Below are 14,737 nucleotides of genomic sequence, written 5' to 3'. Positions count from 1 at the left end.
TTCTTCTCAGCTGAAGGTTCCCCACTCACGCGCGATCTTCCACGATCCGGGCTTGAACGCCCACGTCACGATGTCGGCAGGGTCGAAGGTCGCGTCGAGCACCGTGATCTCGAGCATGTCCTCTTCGAGGAGCGGAATGTTGAGGGGCTTGCGTTTCCCCTCGAGGTCCCAGAGCTGGTACCGGTCGCGCGTGTCGGTCGCGCCGCGGAGGGGGCCGAAGTCGAGGGGCGCGCAGACACGGGTGCGCTCTTTGCCCGTTTTCTTGTCGAAGAACCGCACCGAGAGGCGGCGCTTGTGGGCGATGGCGTCGAGGAAGATCGTGTGCTGCGGGTGCATGGCGACGTCATAGTCCGAAACGCGCGGGTTCGCAGCGCCGTCCATGGAGGCCGTCGCGCGCCTCTGCCCCGACCGCGAGGACCACGCTGCCTCGTTTGTGACCGCCATCGACACGCGCGTGGGCCTCGGCGATCCGCTCGAAGGGTAGGACGTCGTCGATCACGGGCGCGAGACGCCTTCGGTTGACGAGCGCCACGAGCTGCTCGAGGTCGTCGAGCCGCTCGGCCGATGGGCCCGCGACGACGTGCGCGCGCCCGAAGAGGCTCACCCATGGCCCGGCGAGCATCTGCCAGAGCGAGGCCACGACGAGGAGGAGCCGACCTCCCGGGCGCAAAATCGAAGCGAGCTCTGCGATCGATGCGCTCCCCACGGTGTCGAGCACGACGTCGTAGCGCTCCCCGAGCTTCGTCATGTCCTCGCGGGTGTAGTCGATGGTCGCGTCCGCGCCGAGGCCAAGCACGAGCTCGCGGTTCGCTGCCCTGCACACGCCCGTCACGTGCGCCCGGGTGGCCTTCGCGAGCTGCACCGCCGCGGAGCCCACCGAGCCCGCCGCCCCGACGACGAGCAGGCGTTCGCCCGCGACGAGACGCCCACGACGAAGAAAATCGAGCGCGGTCAATCCTCCGAACGGAAGCGAGGCGGCCTCGACGAACGTGAGGCCGGGCGGCATGGGGACGAGCGCGCTGCCGAACGAGAACACCTTGTATTCGGCGTGGCACCCCATCGACACGCCGTCCATTCCGACCACGCGGTCTCCGACACGAAAACGCGAGCCCGTCCCCGAGACGGCGTCGACCACACCGGCACACTCCACCCCGAGCGTCGCGCGGCGAGGCGCGCCGAACCCGAAGAGCGCGGGCGCGAGGCAGCCGAAGCCCGAGGGCACACGCAGGGCACGGAGACGCGCGTCGGCCGTGGTGACGGTCGTGGCCTCGACGCGCACGAGGATCTCCCCGGCACGGAGCTTGGGCGCGGGCCGCTCTTCCACGACGACGACCTCGGGCGGACCGTAGCGATGGCAGACGGCGGCCCTCACCCGAGCACCATGCGGGGCGTGGCGCGGCGGAGCACGACGAGCTCGACGATCGCCACGTCGACCAGGAGAGAGAGCCAACGCCCGAGCGCGACCACCGTGTCGCTCGGCTGGCCGAACACGAGAAAATACGGGAAGAGGACCACCGCGGCCGTGCCCCCGGCGAGCCCGAACGCGAGGCTCCGCAGCACGAACGCGCGGTGCGAGGCGACGTCGCGGCGGAGGATCGCCCGGACCGAGAGCCCGAGCGACCCGACGAACCCGAGGCCCGTCACCACGATCGCGATCTGCTTCGCTATGCCCCCGACCGGCGGGAAGACCACGTTCATGACGAGGCCCGAGGCGACGGTGACCGACGCCGCGAGCACGAAGGTCCACCCGAAGGCGCGATGCACGCGAGGCCACAGCGTCCGGACGCGCGCCGAGAGCTGGAGGGGAACGAGCAGGGCCATCACGAGGCCGAGCACGACGTGAGAGAGCCCCACGGCCGCGTGCTCCGAGAACGCGACGTCGCCCGCGTCGGCCGGTGGTTTGCCTGCGGCGAGCGTGACGAGCCGAGTCACCGACGGCATCACCAGGAACAGCACCGGGAGCGCGACGAGCACCACCCCGATGGCCCGCGGGCGGCGCGCGGGGGGACGAGAACGTTCGATCATGACGGCACCTCGATGGCCCCAAGGGCTCCGCCGGAGCACCACACCCCGGCGAGGCTTACACCGTAAGCTTACACCGTATGCCCGTCAAGGATCGGGGCGTCTCGGCTTGCGCGATCGCCCGGAGATCTGCGAAAAAGGGCCGTGACGAAGCCCTCTTCGCGAGCCTCCTCGAAAGCGCCGGCGCGCAGGGCCCCCGTGCCCCGTGGCAAGGCGAAGCGCCTCCCGCTGAGCCGAGCGCGGATCGTCGAGACCGCGATGACCCTCGCCGACGGGGGCGGGCTCGAGGCGGTCACGCTACGCGCGGTCGCCGAGCGCCTCGGGGTCGAGGCGATGTCGCTCTACAAACACGTGGCGAACAAAGACGACATCCTCGACGGGATGGTCGAGACCGTCATGGGCGAGGTGACCTTGCCCGATCGCCGCCTCGGGTGGAGGGAGCTCGTGAGGGCGCGCGCGCTCGTGATGCGGAGCGTGCTCCTCCGCCACAGGTGGGCCGTGGGCCTCGTCGAGTCACGCACGACACCGACCGCGGCGCGCCTGCGAACGAACGACGCGGTGGTGGGCGCGCTGCGCGACGCGGGCTTCTCGCTCGAGCTGTCGTACGGCACGCTGCTCGCGGTCGACAGCTACACGTACGGGTTCACCCTGCAGGAGTCGGCGGGCCCCCGAGAGCCCACGTCACCCCGCGAGGGCGCGGCCACGCTCTCTCGCGCCGACTACCCGCATCTCGTCGAAATGATGGACTTTCTCACCGCACGGGCGACCGCGGACCACGGGCCCGGGACCACGGACTTCGAGCTCGGCCTCGGGCTCTTCCTCGACGGCCTCGAGCGCGCGCTATCCCGCTGAGGACCGCGAGCCCTACTCGCGTCGCGGATCGCGCCCGCGGCCGCTCGAAGGGGCGCCGCCGTTGGTCATGTCGATCTCGTCCTCGATGCCGAACACGAAGCTCTGCGCACGTGGGCGCATCGGCGGCGGCTTCGGTGCCACGGCGACCTTCGAGGCCGAGTCCCCCGTGGGCATCTCGACGGCGGGGAGCGACATCATGCTCGGGCGCACCGGAACGAGGGCCGGGTTCGCGACCTTGGCCGCCTTGATCACACGATGGAGCTCTTCGGCGAGCTCTCGCGCGGACTGGAACCGCTCGGACGGGTCCTTCGAAAGCCCTCGCTCGAAGAAGTCGTCGAGGGCCACGGCCGCCGCAGCGCCGACGATGGGCGCGACCGAGTCCGGGGAAGATGGCCCACGCGCGAGCCTGGCGATGAGCTCGGGCACCGACCCGACACGAAACGGCGGCCGCCCGGTGAGGCACTCGTACGCGAGCGCCGTCAGCGAATAGAGATCCGCCCTCGCGTCGGGCTCGTGGGTCTGGAAGACGAGCTCGGGCGCGATGTACTCGAGGGTGCCGTACACGTCGTTGCCTTGCGTGTCGCGTTTCCCGCGGAGCGTCGCGATGCCGAAGTCGAGCACCTTCGCGAGGCTCTTCTCGCGATCGTCCTTCGTGAGGAACACGTTCGACGGCTTGATGTCGCGGTGGACGACACCGAGCGTGTGAGCACGGCCGAGGCCACGCGCGATCTGGACGACGGCGTTCTCGACCTCGTCGATCGTGAGCTTCGGGGCGCGCCCGAGCCGCTGCTCGAGCGTCTCGCCGGGCAAGAGCTCGTAGGCGATGAACGGGAGCTCGTCGGCCTCGGCACCGAACGCGAGCACGCGGACGATGTTCGGGCTCAACATGCGTAGGCACACGAGCGCCTCCCGTTCGAAGGCCGCCAGCCGCTTCGGGTCGCGGCGCATCGCGTCGCGCAGCACCTTCACCGCGACGTGGATGCCGAGCACACGGTCGTGCGCCATCCACACCGTTCCGCACGCACCCTCGCCGATGGACGCGGAGACCTCGAAGCGGTTCGCGATCACTTGGCCGGAGTACGAAACTTCCATCCCCACGATGTCAGCGTAGCCGGCTTCCCGTGGGCTCGGGCGAACGATGAGCGCCGGGCGATTACGCCATCGACTCAAAAGCCGACGTGGCCTCGATCCGCCGAGGTTCGAGGCCCTTCGGCCCCTGATTCATCACACCTTCTCGGCGCGATTCGACCCGAGAAGACCGGCGGGGCGGACGAGCAGCACCGCGATGAGCACGACGAACACGGGAGCGTCGATGCTTCCCGAGTAGCTCGAGAGCTTCATCATCTCGCCGAGCACGCCGAGCAGGAGCCCACCGAGCATGGCCCCCGGGATGCTGCCGATGCCCCCGAGCACCGCGGCCACGAAGGCGCGCGTGCCGATGGCGGTGCCCATGGTGGGGTACACGCTGGACTGATCGACGCAAAAGAGGACCGCGCCGATCGCCGCGAGAGAAGAGCCGAGCGCGAACGTCGCCGAGATGACACGCGAGGTGCGGATCCCCATGAGCCGCGCGGCCTCTTCGTTGGCGGACAAGGCGCGCATGGCCTTGCCGAACCACGTCTTCTTGACGATGAGCTCGAGCCCGACCATGACGACCACGGCGACGAGCAGGATGACGAGGCGAGACTTGCCCACGTGACCCACGACGGGCAGATCGACGCTGCCGACGATGAGCTGCGGGTAGGAGCGGTACCGCGCCGAGAAGAGGAGCTGCGCGGCGTTCTGGAGGAGCACCGACACGCCGAGGGCCGTGACGAGCGGCGTGACACGCACGAGCGCGCCCTTTCCGCGCCCACGGAGCGGGCGGTACGCGACACGCTCGACCGTGACGCCGATCATGGCCGACCCGAGCATGGCCACGACGACCGCCGCCGCACCCGAGAGCATGGGGTTGTCGATGCCCATCGCGCCGAGCACGAAGACGCCTACGTACGCGCCCATCATGAAGACCTCGCTGTGCGCGAAGTTGATGAGCTTCAGCACGCCGTACACCATCGTGTAGCCGAGCGCGACGAGGGCGATCATGGCGCCCTGCGTGAGGCCCGTGACGAGCGCCTCGCCTACTTTTCCCGCGCCGGCCGTGCGCACGACGGACGCGAGCCCGAGCAGCATGACGACGCCGAGGGCGAGCATGGCCGCGCGGGCAGGAGAGAATTTCGGGCTCGGTGCGGGCGTCGCGGTGGCCATCTTCACTGGCTCATGAGCTGGGCGGTGTAGCGGAACTTCTTGTCTTTGATTTGGACCACGACGATCGGCTTGTTCGCGTTGTGGTTCTTGTCGATCGTGAGCGAGCCCGTGGCGCCGGCGAAGTCTTTCGTCTCGGAGAGGGCGACCTTGATGGCCTCGCGCGTGGGCTCGGGGGCGCGCTTCATGGCGTCGAAGAGGAGCTTGGCCGCGTCGTACCCTTGGGCCGCGAGGCTCGTGGGCTCCTTCGGTTTGCCCTGGTAGGTGTACTTGGCTTTGTACGCCGCCACGAACGACGCCGAGTTCGGCCAGGGCACGTCGGGCGCGTAGTGGTTCGTGAAGTAGGCGCCCTCGAGCTCGGCGCCCGCGCCGTCGATGAGCTCGTGCGAGTCCCACCCGTCGCCGCCGAGGAACATGGTGCCCGGGATGCCGGCCTGCTTGGCCTGCCGCGCGATCTGGACCATCTCGTTGTAATAGACCGGAACGAAAAGGATTTCCGGCTCTTTGGACTTGAGCTCCGAGAGGTACGTCGTGAAGTTCGTCTCGTTCTTTTGGTAGCCCTTGTCGACGACGATCTCGCCGCCGAGCTTCTTGAAGTGCTCCTTGAACGAGGCGGCCAGGCCCGACGAGTAGTTGTCTTGGGCGGCGTAGAAGAGGCCGGCCTTCTTTTTCTTGAGCGTCTCCCAGACGAAGCGCGCGGCGACGTCGCCCTGCTGGTCGTCCGTGAAGCAGACGCGGAAGACGTAGTCGCGGTCCTTCGTGACCTCGACCGCGGTGGACGAAGGCGTGACGAGCGGCACCTTCTTGGTGTTGGCGATGAGCCCGCCCGACATCGTGCGGCTCGAGGCGACCTCGCCCAAGATCGCGAGCACGTTGTCGCGGTCGATGAGCTGGCGGACCTTGTTGGAGGCCTCTTGCGGGAGCGACTTGTCGTCCTCGAAGAGCACCTTCACCTTCTTGTTCTTGATGCCGCCGGCCTTGTTGAGCTCTTCGACGGCGAGCTCGATGCCCTCTTTCGTGTCCTCGCCGAAGGTCGCGTCGCTGCCCGACAGCGAGAGGAACGCGCCCACGACGAGGTCGTCGCTCTTTTTCTCGCAGCCGGTCGAGCCGGTGACGGCGAGGACGGCAGCAGAGACGGCAACGAGCGAAAAAACGCGGCGCGTGAGCATGGATTCCCTCCGAGGAAGGGACTCGCATACCATGAAACCGTGCGCACCGAGAGCGCCGAAGCACCGGCCGCTCTCCTGAGCAGATGTGCCGTACCGCGTTACTTGGCGGCGGGGCGCGGGGGTGTGGGCAGCTTCTTTCGCACCGCGGCCTCCACGGCGACGACGTCGGCCCGAAGGGCGGCCCACGTGGCGACGGCACGACGACGCGCGATCCGTCGCGCAGAGGCGCGCGGGTCCTTCGAGGCCATGTCGGCCGCGTCGGCCTTGGCGGCGCGCGCGAGGGCCGCGTCGACCTTGGTCACGAACGCGGCGGTCGTAAGCAAGAAGGGCTTCGCGTAGAGCTTCGGCCCGCGCACGAGCCCCTCGAAGTAGCCTCGCCAGGCCGCCGCGACCTTCACCGCGCGATCGGCGTCCGCGTCTCCGAAGGTGGACCAATCCCAGCCGAGGTCGGCGTCGGCCGTCTTCTCCGAGACCTCGCAGTGCGGCGGGGCGGCCACCCACACGCCACCGATCGCGAGACAGGTCGCCTCGTCGCCGGGAGCTACGCCATCCGAGGTGATCTCCTCGGCGATGATGCGCTCGGCGATCTCCGCTCGAGCGATACCTGCCGACGTCAACGTCGCGACGACCAGCGCGCCCCACACCCCCATCTGCGCAACTCGCATGGGTGCAAGTCTACGGTCGGAGCGCGTGACGCGCGAACACGTAATCGCCGCCGACGGGCGTAGATCTCTCCACGCCGACAACCGCATGATTTTGCTTAAATATCCGCGCGCCCAACCGCGACGTGCGCCCTCAGAACGGGGGAGGAGGCGGGGGCGGGGGCGGCGGACCGAACGTGCGGCGGCACGTCTTCAGGCCGAGCACGGCGGGTTGGCAGGTCTCGGGGGCGGTGCACTCGGCGTCGCTGTCGCAGAGCTGGATGCCCGTCGGGCCACACGTGGTGCGGCACGCCGCGCCTCCGCCGCCCGCGCCACCGAGCGACGCGCAACACACCTCGCCCGCGCCGCAGCTCGAAGCGCTCGAGCACGCGAGCGCGCCGCCCTGGCACGTGGCACCCTTGGCGATGCAGGTCGCGCCACCCTGCTGGATGCAGCAGGTCTGCGTGGCCGAGTCGCACGACGAAGCGCCACACGCGATGGGCCCGGGCGGCGGCGCGGCGTCGACCGGTGGAGGACCCGCGTCGATCGGGGGGAGGCTCGCGTCGATCGGGAACGGGCCACCATCGGGGCGGCCACCATCGGGGCGGCCACCGTCGGGTCGACTGCCGTCGGGTCGGCCCGCGTCGAAGGGAGGAGGCGGCGACGCGTCAGGGGTGGGGAGGCCCGTGCCGGTCGAAGGAGGCGAGGCGGTGGGGACGTCGTTCGCGCCTCCGTCGCCGTCGGGATCGGGGATGTCGGCGAGAGAGCCGCCGCAGGCGACCGCGGCCGCCGACATCGACAAGACCAAGAGACCCGAGCGAATCGCGCGCACCATGCGGCGAAGACTGAAAGCTCGACCCTTCGTTGTAAAGCCCAAATTGCAGCGAATTTCCTGCGTGCAACGCCCGAAGCTCGTGCACCATCGAACCCACCTACGATGTCCCACACGCACTCCGTTCGCTCCCCTCGCCTCGTGTGTCTCGCCCTCTTCGTCTCGAGCATCGCCGCGCTCGGCGCGTGCAACGAACCGAAGCCCGCTCCGAAGACCGAGCCCACGTCGGCGACGACCGCCGCGTCCGCCGCGCTCGCGGCCACGGCTCCCCAAGCTCCCGCCGAGGGCCCTGCGATCGCGAAGGCCGAGGTGGGCAAGCCCGCGCCCGACTTCGAGCTCAAGGACACCGAGGGCGCGAGCGTGAAGCTCTCGTCGTTCAAGGGCAAGGTCGTGGTGCTCGAGTGGTGGAACCCGGGCTGCCCCTTCGTGAAGGCCGCGCACACGAAGGGCTCGCTCAAGACCGCCGCGAAGGACGCCACGAAGAAGGGCGTCGTGTGGCTCGCCGTGAACTCGAACGGCGAGGGAAAACAAGGGTTCGGCGCCGAGGCGAACCGCGCGGGCAAGAAGGCGTTCGACGTCGCGCACCCCGTCTTGCTCGACGAGTCGGGCGCGGTCGGGCACGCGTACGGTGCGACGAACACGCCGCACATCATGATCGTCGACGAGGCGGGGACGCTCGTCTACCGCGGCGCCGCGGACAACTCCCCCGACGGCGAGGGCGAGTCGCCCGAGGGCGGCAAGCTCGTGTCGTACGTGGACGCGACCTTGGCCGACCTCGCCGCCAAGCGCCCCGTCGCGAAGCCCGAGACCCGCGCCTACGGCTGCAGCGTCAAGTACGCCCAAAAGTAAGGACGGCGCCTCCTCACGGCGCTCGCGCGGCGCGCGATCAGAGGCCGGGCTCGACCTTTTTTCCGGCGAGCTCGGTGTCCCCGTCGACCACGAGGAGCCGCACGCGCCCCGTCGCGACGAGCGCGCCCTCGGCCGTGCGGATCGTGGCCTCCCAAAGCTGCGAGCGACGGCCACGCGTGAGCGGCGTCGCGACGATGTCGAGCGTGCCCTCGCGGACGGCGCGCACGAACGACGTGTGGTTCTCGAGGCCCACGATCCCCTTCCCCTTCTCGAACACGTCGACGCCGGCCCCGATCGACGTCACCGACTCGATGACGCTCGCGTACACCCCGCCGTGCACGATGCCGTAGGGCTGGTGGTGCTTCGACGTGACGGTGAGCTTGGCGCGGACCTCGTCGCGGCTCGCGGACACCATGACGAGGCCGAGCTCACCGGCGAACGTGCCCTCGTGCATGGCGTCGATGCGGGCGGCGATCTCTTTGGGGTCCATGCCCGCAGCGTACCACCCGGCTCTTCGTAACCCCATGGAAGAACGGAAGATTCTCCGGTGCGCGGCCTTCGAAAAGGTGACACGCGCGAGCCTCGGTCGGGGCTCGCGCGTGCCAGCGTTGGCGACTTCGCCTACTTCGCGGCGACCGCGGGGCGCTCGCGCTTCACGGGCGTCGGCACGTTCGTGGCGTTGCGCTTCTCTTGCGACGCAAAGTACGCCGACGTGGGCGGCCGCTCGACGTAGCGCCCCGCGCCCTTCACCGTCTTCAGCTGATCGTTTTCCCACACGACCGCGCCGCGCGAGAGGGTGACCGCCGCGTTCCCGGTGATGGTCATGCCCTCGTAGATGTTGAAGTCGATGTTCTGGTGGTGCGTCTTCGCCGAGATGGTGCGCGTCTTCTCGGGATCCCACACGACGAGGTCGGCGTCGGCGCCGGGCGAGAGGTTGCCCTTCTTCGGGTGCATGTTGAAGATCTTGGCGGCGTTCGTGCTCGTGACGGCGACGAACTCGCTCGGCGTGAGGCGGCCCGTGCGCACGCCGTGGTGCCAGAGCACACCCATGCGATCCTCGACGCCGCCCGTGCCGTTCGGGATCTTTCGAAAATCGTCGATCCCTGCCTGTTTTTGCGGGGTGCAGAAGCAGCAGTGATCGGTCGCCGTGGTCTGGAGCATGCCGGCCTGGAGGCCTCGCCAGAGGGCAGCCTGGTGCTCCTTCGCGCGGAAGGGCGGGCTCATCACGTAGTGGGCGGCCGCGTTCCAGTCCGGGTTCCGGTAGACGCTGTCGTCGATGACGAGGTGCTGCGCGAGCACCTCGGCGAAGACACGCTGACCCTCGAGGCGCGCGCGCGAGATGGCCTCGAGCGCGTCGGCGCACGACGTGTGCACGAGGTAGATCGGGCACCCGAGCACCTCGGCGATGCGAATGGCGCGGTTCGCCGCCTCGCCCTCGACCTCCGGGGGCCGCGAGAGCGGGTGGCCCTCGGGGCCAGTGAAGCCCTTTTCGAAGATCTCTTTCTGGAGACGGAAGACGAGCTCGCCGTTCTCGGCGTGAACCGTGCAGAGTGCACCGAGCTCCTTCGCGCGGGAGAAGCTCGAGACGAGGATCTCGTCGTCGGCCATGATGGCGTTTTTGTACGCCATGAAGTGCTTGAAGGAGCTCACCCCGTGCTCCTTCACGAGCGCGCCCATGTCGGCGTGCACGGTCTCGTCCCACCAGGTGATGGCGACGTGGAGCGCGTAGTCGGCCGCGGCCTTTTCGGCCCATCCGCGCCACTTTTTGTAGGCGTCGAGGACGCGCTCTTTCGGGCTCGGGATGACGAAATCGATGATCGACGTGGTGCCGCCGGCCGCGGCCGCGCTCGTGCCGGTGAAGAAGTCCTCCGAGGCCACGGTGCCCATGAACGGGAGCTCCATGTGCGTGTGCGGGTCGATGCCGCCGGGCATGACGTACGCGCCCGACGCGTCGATCACACGCGCTCCGGCCGGGGCCTCCACGTCCTTGCCGACGGCGTGGATCTTCTCGTCGATGACGAGCACGTCGGCGCGGGACTCGGACTCGGCGGTGACGACGGTCCCGCCACGGATCACGGTAGCTGCCATGGGCCTACTCTCCTTCGAAGGGTCTCTGCTCGCCGCGACGGCGCGACGAGGCCCTCGAAGGTACCAAAGCGCCGCGCGCGCGGAACCGCGAAAAGCGGCATGACGCGCTGCGCGTGAGCCTTTCGCCGTGGGCTACTTCTTCGGGGGGAAGCGCTTCTCGAGGTCGTCGACCACCGCGGCGGACTCGTTCACGATGCGGTTCGCTATCATCGGCTTGTCGTCGAAGTAGCCGAACGCTCGGAGCGACGACACCGTGCTTCGCGACTCTCCGCGGAGGCTGAGGTCACGGGACGAGGTGAACGCGTCGGGGAGCTTCGCGCCGTCGAGACCGAAGGCTTTGTTCGTCGCCTCGCGCACGAAGGTCGCCACGTGGCACCCCGCGCACGAGAGCTGATCCGGCCCGTATTTTCCGGGGTTTTCGATGCGCATGAGCCCTGCGAGGGCGGCCTGCCTCGCCTCGGGGGTCGCGGCTTTGGCGGCCTCGCTCGTGAGGAGCACGTCGATGTCCTCGGGCGTCTTGGGGGAGGGCGTGAACGTGTACGTGTAGCCCTCGGGCGTGATCGGGCGGTCGACGCGCTGGTTCTGTTTGCCCACGCCGACGATGTCGAGCTGGGTCATCTTGCCGTCGGCCGGATCGCGATCGAAGCCGCCGAAGAACCACTCTTCTTGGCGGGGCGGCGCGCGGAGGAAGAAGGTCATCCGCACGAAGTTCTGCTCGCCGCAGCGCTTCAAGACGAGATCGCGGAGCGCCTTGCCGTACGCCCCTTCGAGGCCTTGCGCGGCGAGCGCGGCGTGCACGTCGAGCGGCGCGTCTTTCACCTCGGGGGCGAGCGTGCGCATGCGGCGGAGCTCTTGCACGAGGGAGGGAAGCTCGTCGGGCGTGAGGCGGTAGAAGAGGTGGAGCGCGGAGTCGAGCGTCTTGCCGTCGTCGGTGATGGGCTGCATCACGATGCGGATCTGCTCTTCGCAGCCGGATTTGCCGGGAAAACAGCCGTCGAACCGGATCGCCACGGCGCGCATGCGGGCGTAGTCGAGGCCCTGCGCGGGCTTCACGCCGAACTTCGGGATCTTGTCGTAGATGGCCTGTGTCAGGAGCTCCCCGCGCGCGCCCGCGTCCGTGGGCCCGAGAGCGCCGGGCGCGGCGGGAGAGGCCGGGATCGGGACGAGCACCGACACGTCGTTGAGCCCGAGCGCGGCCGTCGCGGGGACCTCGGCGCCCGAGTCGGGACCGGCCGGTGTCTCCGGGACCGTGGTGGACGAGCAGGCCGCGGCGAGGACCGCGAGCAGGAGGACGAGGGTCGGCGAGCGCATGGGAGACACCTTATTGAAAACAGTTTTCAATTACAAGCTGGCACCCGAAGCGCCGTAGCCGCGGGGTGGATAGCACGGCCGCCACGGACGTGCCCGTGAGGCGCGAGGTGCGGACCCCGAGCCCACGGCAGAGCCTAGTCACGCCGAAAACTGTCGTAGTTTCATCTCGTTAGAGCTTCTCTCTCTCCCTCTCAGCGCCTACCCTTTGGGGATGCGAGCCTCGGAGAGGAGCGATGGCGCGGAAACGTGAGCTCGTGTTCCTGGAGAGCCTGCTGACGTCGGGGCTCGACCTCATGACCCAGATGCCGGCGGTCTCCGAGGCGATGAAGCGGCTCGTGCCGTCGTTCAGCCTCTCCATGATCCGCGTCGACGAGCGCTGCGCGCCGAGGCACCACTACAGCGAGCATTTCGACGAGGTGAGCCACCGGCTCTTCGCCGAGAGCGGGCACGCCTTCTCGGCCGCGACGGACGACCCCGCTGCCTTCGGCAACCTGCTCGCCCCGGGGCGAAGGCCGTACGGGACGCTCATCGAAGGGGGCGAGGCCTTCGTCACGGGCGCGACCTACCAGCACCTCTTCGCGCGGAACGGCATCCACCACGTCCTCGACGTCGCCATCCGCGATCGCGGCGGCCCGCTGGGTATCCTGGGGATTTTCCGAGAGCTGCGCGCCCCGCGCTTCCGACAGGCCGACGTCGACATCGCCGCCGAGCTCTACCCTTGGCTCGTGCACGCGTTCGCGGCCCACCGCGGCGCCGCGTCACGAGAGGAGTCGCGCGGGCTCTTGGAGTACGACGAGGTCGACAGCGGCCTGCTCGTGGTGAAGCGGTCGGGCCTCGTCGTGTGGGCGTCGCCGGGCGCGCGCGCGTGGCTCGAGGACGCGTCCGCCGGCCCCGAACGAGGTCGCCTCATGGACAGACCCTCTCACCTCCCCGAAGCCTGCCGCGCGCTCGGCGCCATGCTCGACGCCGCTCGACGTGGGAAGGGGATCGTCCCGACGCTCACGCTGCCGCTCGCCGGAGGCAGGCTCCGCATGCGCGCCTATGGCCTCGCGGCCGACGGGGAGACCGACGGCGGAGACCACTTCGGGGTGCAGCTCTCGCTCGAGATGAGCCGCGGGCTCCGCGTACGCACGGCGCTCCACCTCGCGGGGCTCTCGACGCAACAGCAGCGGCTCGCCCTGGCCATCTGGCAAAACGAGCCTGCGCACACCATCCGAGAGAAGCTCGGCGTGAGCGCGTCCACGCTGAAATCGTACCAGAAGAGCCTCTACGTCCGCCTCGGCGTGAACAGCGCGTCCGAGCTCGCGACCACGCTGGACACGCAGGCGCGCGCGCTCACCTTCGACCTCCGGCGCCATCTCCCGCGGCGAGGCTGAGCTCACGTCCGCGGCCTCGAGCCACCGCGGGCTACCCCCCCGGGTGGGTAGCGACGATGCGCGCGGGCTCCTTAGGGTTCGAGGCTCGCGAGCCACGCCTCGCCTTCACGAAGGAGCCCCACAGTGACCTTACGCCGCGCTTCCCTCACGACGCTCGTCTTCGCCTCTTCGCTCATGGCCCTCGCCCCGTTCGCCTACGGCGGCTGCACCGTCACGACGACCGGCGGCGCGTCCGACGCTTCGGCCTCGCCCGACGTGACCGCCGCGGACTCCGGCGCGACCACCGACCGCGGCGAGTGCACCGAGTACACCCCCGCCAAGCTGGACACGAGCAAATCCGGCCAGTTTGCGTCCGCCGAGGACGTGGTGAAGATTGCGTTGCCTCCGACCGACGCGGGCGGCGGGCTGCTCACGATCACGATGAAGGCCACGTCCCAACCGTTCGAGGTGGGCGTCTGGTTGCTCGAGGGTGACAAGGCGTCGGAGCAACGCACCGAGGCCGACGTAGCCGCGGACGGCACGGCGTCGTACACGGCGCGCCTCGCGGGAGGGAAGGCCTACGAGCTCCGTCTCACGCCGCTCGATTTCAGGGCCGACAAACCGAACGGCTACGGCGTCGAGGCGAAGTACGAGGCGCTCGTCGATTGTTACGAGGGCAACGACTCACGCGCGGCGGCCAAGCGCATCCCCACCGATCGCGCGATCACGGCCTACCTCCACGCGGGGATCGGGCCGAACGACAGCCGGCTCGTCGGTCCGAGCGGCGACGACTGGTACACGTTCGAGCTGACCGAGGCGAAGAAGGTGTCTCTGTCGATCGCGATCCCGGGTGAGAGCACCGCGTACTTCCAGCTCCGCGACGCGAAGGACGAGGTCGTCCGGTGCGACGATCCCAACTTCGGCGTCGAGATGCCCGGAACGGAGACGAAGGAGGCGTTCACGACCTGCACGACGAGCCTCGGCCCCGGCCGGTATTGGATCAAGGCAGGCCTCGCGAACAGCGAGGAGGCGAGCGCGGGGCCGAACGTCGCCGTGCCCACCTCGTGGCGCACGCCGTACACGGTGACGGTCGTCACGAAGTGAGGCGTGGGATCGGCGGGATCATGGGGCGCGGCGGCTGGTCTCTCCGGTCGGGCCTGCGCCCCTCCACCGCCGACATTCATCGTTGTTTCGGGCACTTACGAATGGCCCAACCGTTGCTTTTGGAGAGGGCATGACGTTCCGGCGCGCCCTCCTGTTCTTCTCGATCCTCTCGAGCTTCACGTCGCTCATGTACGCGTGGAGCGCCGAGGACGACGCCGTCGCGATGCACGAAGTGCGCTGACACCTCCGACGCGTGAGAGCGGCTCACGT

At 69.2% G+C, this 14,737-nt stretch carries 15 protein-coding genes; 4 read left to right on the top strand and 11 right to left on the bottom strand.

Annotated features, from left to right (window positions below):
• Positions 1-6: 6 nt before the first annotated feature.
• Genes IPK71_09160 through IPK71_09150 form a run of 3 tightly spaced genes read right to left on the bottom strand, consistent with a single transcriptional unit; the run spans position 7 to position 2,025 of the window.
• Complete coding sequence (locus tag IPK71_09160) at positions 7-336, bottom strand: hypothetical protein (GenBank protein ID MBK8213907.1); 330 nt, start codon at positions 334-336, stop codon at positions 7-9.
• Between the two features lie 7 nt (positions 337-343).
• Positions 344-1,372, bottom strand: coding sequence for an NAD(P)-dependent alcohol dehydrogenase (locus tag IPK71_09155; GenBank protein MBK8213906.1), 1,029 nt, complete (start codon positions 1,370-1,372; stop codon positions 344-346).
• The gene (locus IPK71_09150; GenBank protein ID MBK8213905.1) at positions 1,369-2,025 is read right to left on the bottom strand and encodes a DUF2306 domain-containing protein; all 657 of its coding nucleotides are present in this window, start codon (positions 2,023-2,025) and stop codon (positions 1,369-1,371) included. Before IPK71_09150 ends, IPK71_09155 begins: the two co-directional genes overlap by 4 nt.
• Positions 2,026-2,280: 255 nt before the next feature.
• Here IPK71_09150 and IPK71_09145 point away from each other — a divergent pair, with 255 nt between their 5' ends.
• Positions 2,281-2,874, top strand: a complete 594-nt coding sequence (locus tag IPK71_09145) for a TetR/AcrR family transcriptional regulator C-terminal domain-containing protein (protein ID MBK8213904.1) — start codon at positions 2,281-2,283, stop codon at positions 2,872-2,874.
• A 12-nt stretch (positions 2,875-2,886) separates the two neighbouring features.
• Here the strand turns inward: IPK71_09145 and IPK71_09140 are convergent, their stop codons facing one another.
• The 5 genes from IPK71_09140 to IPK71_09120 form a co-directional block, all read right to left on the bottom strand.
• Entirely contained in the window at positions 2,887-3,972 is a 1,086-nt protein-coding gene (locus tag IPK71_09140; GenBank protein ID MBK8213903.1) for a serine/threonine protein kinase, read from the bottom strand.
• Positions 3,973-4,098: 126 nt separating this feature from the next.
• Positions 4,099-5,046: a branched-chain amino acid ABC transporter permease gene (locus tag IPK71_09135; protein MBK8213902.1), complete on the bottom strand. Its 948-nt coding sequence runs from the start codon at positions 5,044-5,046 to the stop codon at positions 4,099-4,101.
• Positions 5,047-5,123: 77 nt separating this feature from the next.
• Complete coding sequence (locus tag IPK71_09130) at positions 5,124-6,287, bottom strand: ABC transporter substrate-binding protein (protein ID MBK8213901.1); 1,164 nt, start codon at positions 6,285-6,287, stop codon at positions 5,124-5,126.
• Between the two features lie 98 nt (positions 6,288-6,385).
• Positions 6,386-6,952, bottom strand: a complete 567-nt coding sequence (locus IPK71_09125; protein ID MBK8213900.1) for a hypothetical protein — start codon at positions 6,950-6,952, stop codon at positions 6,386-6,388.
• A 130-nt stretch (positions 6,953-7,082) separates the two neighbouring features.
• Positions 7,083-7,763, bottom strand: coding sequence for a hypothetical protein (locus tag IPK71_09120; protein MBK8213899.1), 681 nt, complete (start codon positions 7,761-7,763; stop codon positions 7,083-7,085).
• 102 nt (positions 7,764-7,865) lie between these two features.
• Here IPK71_09120 and IPK71_09115 point away from each other — a divergent pair, with 102 nt between their 5' ends.
• Entirely contained in the window at positions 7,866-8,609 is a 744-nt protein-coding gene (locus IPK71_09115; GenBank protein MBK8213898.1) for a redoxin family protein, read from the top strand.
• Positions 8,610-8,646: 37 nt separating this feature from the next.
• Here the strand turns inward: IPK71_09115 and IPK71_09110 are convergent, their stop codons facing one another.
• The 3 genes from IPK71_09110 to IPK71_09100 form a co-directional block, all read right to left on the bottom strand.
• Positions 8,647-9,099 carry a PaaI family thioesterase gene (locus tag IPK71_09110; protein MBK8213897.1) on the bottom strand — a complete coding sequence of 151 codons (453 nt, stop codon included), beginning with the start codon at positions 9,097-9,099 and terminating at the stop codon, positions 8,647-8,649.
• A 131-nt stretch (positions 9,100-9,230) separates the two neighbouring features.
• Positions 9,231-10,697, bottom strand: a complete 1,467-nt coding sequence (hydA, locus tag IPK71_09105) for a dihydropyrimidinase (GenBank protein ID MBK8213896.1) — start codon at positions 10,695-10,697, stop codon at positions 9,231-9,233.
• A gap of 132 nt (positions 10,698-10,829) precedes the next feature.
• Positions 10,830-12,008 (bottom strand): hypothetical protein, encoded by a 1,179-nt coding sequence (locus IPK71_09100; protein ID MBK8213895.1) that lies wholly within the window; start codon positions 12,006-12,008, stop codon positions 10,830-10,832.
• Between the two features lie 233 nt (positions 12,009-12,241).
• Here IPK71_09100 and IPK71_09095 point away from each other — a divergent pair, with 233 nt between their 5' ends.
• On the top strand, positions 12,242-13,384 hold the full coding sequence (locus tag IPK71_09095) for a hypothetical protein (GenBank protein MBK8213894.1): 1,143 nt from the start codon (positions 12,242-12,244) through the stop codon (positions 13,382-13,384).
• 123 nt (positions 13,385-13,507) lie between these two features.
• On the top strand, positions 13,508-14,467 hold the full coding sequence (locus IPK71_09090; GenBank protein MBK8213893.1) for a hypothetical protein: 960 nt from the start codon (positions 13,508-13,510) through the stop codon (positions 14,465-14,467).
• The last annotated feature ends 270 nt before the right edge of the window (positions 14,468-14,737 follow it).

The organism is Myxococcales bacterium (assembly GCA_016712525.1).
Lineage (GTDB): Bacteria > Myxococcota_A > Polyangia > Polyangiales > Polyangiaceae > JAAFHV01.
The sequence above is the reverse complement of the archived record's forward strand: the minus strand, read 5'-3'. Positions and strand labels throughout refer to the sequence as shown.

Bases quoted from the DNA above. Each gene is read 5' to 3' on its own strand.
- IPK71_09160 (MBK8213907.1), bottom strand. From the start codon at position 336: ATGCACCCGCAGCACACGATCTTCCTCGACGCCATCGCCCACAAGCGC.
- IPK71_09150 (MBK8213905.1), bottom strand. From the start codon at position 2,025: ATGATCGAACGTTCTCGTCCCCCCGCGCGCCGCCCGCGGGCCATCGGG.
- IPK71_09145 (MBK8213904.1), top strand. From the start codon at position 2,281: ATGACCCTCGCCGACGGGGGCGGGCTCGAGGCGGTCACGCTACGCGCG.
- IPK71_09135 (MBK8213902.1), bottom strand. From the start codon at position 5,046: ATGCTGCTCGGGCTCGCGTCCGTCGTGCGCACGGCCGGCGCGGGAAAA.
- IPK71_09130 (MBK8213901.1), bottom strand. From the start codon at position 6,287: ATGCTCACGCGCCGCGTTTTTTCGCTCGTTGCCGTCTCTGCTGCCGTC.
- IPK71_09125 (MBK8213900.1), bottom strand. From the start codon at position 6,952: ATGCGAGTTGCGCAGATGGGGGTGTGGGGCGCGCTGGTCGTCGCGACG.
- IPK71_09120 (MBK8213899.1), bottom strand. From the start codon at position 7,763: ATGGTGCGCGCGATTCGCTCGGGTCTCTTGGTCTTGTCGATGTCGGCG.
- IPK71_09115 (MBK8213898.1), top strand. From the start codon at position 7,866: ATGTCCCACACGCACTCCGTTCGCTCCCCTCGCCTCGTGTGTCTCGCC.
- IPK71_09110 (MBK8213897.1), bottom strand. From the start codon at position 9,099: ATGGACCCCAAAGAGATCGCCGCCCGCATCGACGCCATGCACGAGGGC.
- hydA (MBK8213896.1), bottom strand. From the start codon at position 10,697: ATGGCAGCTACCGTGATCCGTGGCGGGACCGTCGTCACCGCCGAGTCC.
- IPK71_09100 (MBK8213895.1), bottom strand. From the start codon at position 12,008: ATGCGCTCGCCGACCCTCGTCCTCCTGCTCGCGGTCCTCGCCGCGGCC.
- IPK71_09095 (MBK8213894.1), top strand. From the start codon at position 12,242: ATGGCGCGGAAACGTGAGCTCGTGTTCCTGGAGAGCCTGCTGACGTCG.